This window comes from Pseudomonas sp. (assembly GCF_037994325.1).
In the GTDB taxonomy this organism is placed as follows: Bacteria; Pseudomonadota; Gammaproteobacteria; order Pseudomonadales; family Pseudomonadaceae; genus Aquipseudomonas.
Genome location: NZ_JBBNAH010000165.1, coordinates 1 through 4,021, shown reverse-complemented (window position 1 = coordinate 4,021; position 4,021 = coordinate 1). Strand labels below are relative to the sequence as shown.

Here is a 4,021-nt window from a genome sequence, read left to right as displayed (position 1 = left end):
GGGCTTTTCCTTGGAGCGCGAAACCTTGGTGACGCGCTTGCAGGCGACCAATACCGAGCTGGCCACCCTGGCCCTTACCGACGCCCTCACCGGCCTGTACAACCGTCGCGCGGTGATGAGCGAGGTCAAGCGGCTGCTGGCACTGGCCAAACGCGAAGGCCGCTATGTGGTGGTGGGGATGGTCGATCTGGATGGCTTCAAGTCGATTAATGACACCTACGGCCATCAGTCCGGCGATACCTTTTTGCGCGAGGTCTCGAGCAATCTGCAGATCTGTTTGCGTGCCAGCGATGTGTTGGGCCGCACCGGGGGTGACGAGTTTGTGGTGATCGCCATGGGTGTGCAGGTTGAACCGGCTGAGCTGCCCACCGCCATGCGCAACGCCGCGCTGCAATTGCAGGAGCGTTTGACCAGCGCCACCATCGGCCGCTACGCCTTGGACAATGGTGAGTTGCGCTATGCCGGTGCCAGTGTCGGCGTGGTGGCGTTGATGCCCGATGGCGTTGACGCCGAGGAAGCGATCAAGCTGGCGGACCGGGAGATGTATAAGGTCAAACAGCGGCGTAAAAGTTTGCAGGTGTCATGAGCCAATCGCCCCTAAAAACCGCAGCCTGGCTGCGGTTTTTTATCGGCGCCAATCTGGCGGGCTTAGCGTTATTTCATCAGTGCCGGATTAATCGGCATGTTGGCGTAGGCCGGATTGGCGCGTAAAAAACGCTTGAGCGCTTGCGGTTGTCGGTCCACTACGCACATACCTACGTCGGCATTGGGTACGGTGCAGGTGGCGAGGGCCAGCAGCCCGCAATTTTTCACGCCGTAGTAGGCCGCGGGTGCCGGGTAGCGTGGGCAGCCATAGACCAGTTCGCCTACGTAGTTGATGACGCCGTTCTGCACGCGAAAGCGCAAGGGCGCCGCGAATGGTCCCATCACTCCGCGCCGCGCGCCCAGCTCACTGACCTGGTAGTCGCCAGCCGGCAGCCATACCGAGTAGTAGTCTTTGGCGCCCCAGCCGTAGGTTTTGCCGGTGTTGATGTCGCTAAATTGCAGCCAGGTGCCATAAGGCCCGTCGGACACCAGTGCACCCACCACCAAGCCGGCGTTTTGCGCTGAATAGGTTTTCGAAGTAAGCGTCATCTCCTCGGGCAATTGGGCACAACCGGCCAGGCTGAGCAGCAGCCCAAGCGCTATAAAACGACCCTTTCCAAGCATCTACAACCTCGCTTAAAACCAGCAGTAGGTGGGCTGGCTGTTGAACAAAATCGTCGATCAACCGTTGCGCCGGCCGGCAGTGGACGCTCGGCAAACCGTTGCGTAGCATGCCGGCCCTTTATTGCGCGGCCCTTTCAAGGATGACCATGTTAACTGGCAATTTTTACCTATTACGGACAGTGGGCCTAGCCATACTCCTCGGCACGCTCAGTGCCTGCAGCGTAAACGGCACCTACCCGGACGCGACTGAGCCCGATGCGGCAAAGCTGCGTTTTATTAGCGCTGAGCAGAGCGCCACCCTCGACGTCTACGACGACGCGCATTGCACCGGGCGCACCACCGGCATACTCAATAACCCCTTAATGGCCAATACCAAGCGGCGCGCCGACATGCAGGTTGCAGCGCCAGCCGGCGCCGACGCCTACTTGGAAGTGAAACTGCCGCCTGGCAAAGAACTGCTGGTACGGGTTAACACCTTGGGCAACGCCACCGTGTGCGGCACCGGGTTTAACTTCACCCCGCACAAGGGCTCGGAGTACGAGTTGACCTTCAACTATGAGGGCAACCTGTGTAAGGCAACGCTCACGCGTTTGGCGAACATTAATGGCAAGGTTGTACGCGACCCGATGGTGGTTGTAGACAAGGGGCTGCCGGCCTGCTCGGCCAACAAAGCACCAGCCCGCGTGCCCGATACCCCAGCGCGTGTGGCGTTGATTGAGCAGATCATTGCCGACAGCCTGACCAGCGATATGCAGCGTCCGGCCATTGCCGATAACCCAGACGCCAGTGCCAAACACCTCGATAAGGTTGTGGCCGAACGTAAGCAGCAAATGGGCATTAGCGTGCCGCCGGCCTATTGGACCGAGTACCGGCAGATCATGAGCGCCTTGGCCAATGACATGCTGACCGCCAAGCCTCGTGCGTTGCAAATGTACAAAGACCACTACCGCCTGCAATTGCAGCAATTGGAAGACAAGCACCTAAAAGAATTAGGGCCAGACGAAGACACGCTAAACACCAGCAGTGCGCTGCAAACCAACAGCAACATGCACCAGTACTACCTACTGGCAATGAAACAGGTGATGGCCGAGGCCCTTATCAACCAGCGTCGGCGGATGGCGGAGCTGGATGAGCGTTATGACATCTGCTCGCGCTTTAGTGATTGTTGGAGGCAGTAACGGAAATCAGGGTGTGCTGTGCCAATCGCTTGGTGCGCACAGCACGCCCTACCAGTGGGTTAACGTTTTCCACGTACATCAACGTTAACTTCCCCAGTAAAAAGCCAAGCGCTTAACCGCTTGGCTTTTTGCATTTTACAGCGCGTAGATTTTCTTCAAGCGGTCATTAAGGATAAAGATCTTGCCGGTGGCATCACGCACTTGCAGTTCAACCCCGGCTACGCCGTCAATATCGGTGGCAGAGTCGATACTGTAGTTGGTGTTACCGACTTGGTAGTCTTTAACACTATTGGTGGCTGGGTGAATAATGCGGATAAAACCTTGCATGGCCAGGATAATTTCATTACCGGCGGCGCCATCGGTATCTACCGAGTTACCGTAGATAGCCCATTGGTAAGTTGAACTTCCCTCGTAGTATTTAACGTTACCGGTTACGCCACCTTTAATCAGGTAAACCTTGTCGGAAGTTCTGCCGAGAATTTCACCGCCGGCCAACCCATCGGTTTCATACACGCCAACCACGGCGCTATAGCCGGCAAAGGTGAAGTCTTTGTTGTTGTTATTGCGCAGGTTAACGACCTTGATGCCGTTACCCATGTTCAGCACCACGTCGGCACCTTGGCCGGTGAGGTCTGCAGCGGCAACCAGCGACCAGGTGGAGTTGTAGTCGAAGGTATATTCCTTCACTGAGCCGGTTTTCTCGTTGAGGTGGGCGATGCCGGTGCCCACGCTCATGATGACTTCGTTGCCTTCGCTGTTATCGACGTTGGCGGCAGCTATAACGGACCAGACTCGGTTACCCATTGGGTAAGACTTTTTGGTTTTGCTGGCATGGCGCACGACCTGCAAATCTGGGCCGGCTTTGATAATAACTTCGGCGCCGGGTTTGCCGTCGGTATCGGCGGCACCAAATACAGCCCATACGGTATTGCCGATGGCATAACTGGTGACCGGGCCATTAGCGGTTTGAACATCCAAGTTCGCGCCGTTTCGGTATACCGATTCAACTTTACCGTCGCCGTTTAAGTCCCATTGGCCGATAAGTGTTCCGGCGGCATGCGAGGCAGATGCCATTAATAGGCCAGTAGCCAAGAGCAACGCTTTGGGTGTTTTGCTATCCATAAATTGATCCTTCCGTTTTGGTTTCGCCCTTCTTGGGCTGGCAGAGACTAGACAACCTAACCCGGCAAAACAATGCGCCAAATCACAGCGATCCATGATTATCTAATCGGCCTTACTCCGTGACCAAGCGGCGTTATTCATTGCGATTAAAGTTTCGTTAACTGTTTGTTCCGTAGTTGCGCAGCACTTTTATAAACGCAAAAAACCGCAGCCTTCTGTAAAGGGCTGCGGTTTTTTACGATGTGTAAATAGATGCCTCTTGGGCGGGGTGCTTTTGGGTGTGCTGCGCGCACCAGGCGATCATCCGGCAAGTGCCTTGGTGCTCACAGCACACCCTGCGACGCTCAGAGCGCGCGCCCTGCCCGCTTACTTGCCTGCGGTCAAAGCGTTGTAGCTGGTGAACAGGTTGCGGTAGTCGGGAATGTGGTTGGCGCACAGGGTGCCCAGGCCTTCGATGTCGTTGCGCCAGTCGCGGTGCAGCTCACAGGCCACGCCAAACCAGTTCATCAGTT

The 4,021-nt window shown here is 56.5% G+C and carries 4 protein-coding genes and 1 pseudogene; 2 read left to right on the top strand and 3 right to left on the bottom strand.

The window, feature by feature from the left end; all coding sequences use genetic code 11:
• Positions 1–586: GGDEF domain-containing protein (locus tag AAAB16_RS05620; protein ID WP_340662452.1), on the top strand; the 586-nt coding region annotated here is incomplete at its 5' end.
• Between the two features lie 68 nt (positions 587–654).
• On the opposite strand, the gene AAAB16_RS05615 is transcribed toward AAAB16_RS05620, so the two are convergent.
• A complete protein-coding gene (locus tag AAAB16_RS05615; RefSeq protein WP_340662451.1) occupies positions 655–1,209 on the bottom strand; it encodes a hypothetical protein in 555 nt (184 codons plus the stop codon).
• 146 nt (positions 1,210–1,355) lie between these two features.
• Here AAAB16_RS05615 and AAAB16_RS05610 point away from each other — a divergent pair, with 146 nt between their 5' ends.
• A complete protein-coding gene (locus AAAB16_RS05610) occupies positions 1,356–2,387 on the top strand; it encodes a hypothetical protein (RefSeq protein ID WP_340662450.1) in 1,032 nt (343 codons plus the stop codon).
• Positions 2,388–2,522: 135 nt separating this feature from the next.
• On the opposite strand, the gene AAAB16_RS05605 is transcribed toward AAAB16_RS05610, so the two are convergent.
• Positions 2,523–3,509, bottom strand: a complete 987-nt coding sequence (locus tag AAAB16_RS05605; RefSeq protein WP_340662449.1) for a hypothetical protein — start codon at positions 3,507–3,509, stop codon at positions 2,523–2,525.
• A gap of 366 nt (positions 3,510–3,875) precedes the next feature.
• Positions 3,876–4,021, bottom strand: a pseudogene (locus AAAB16_RS05600) (hydrolase); the annotation flags it as partial.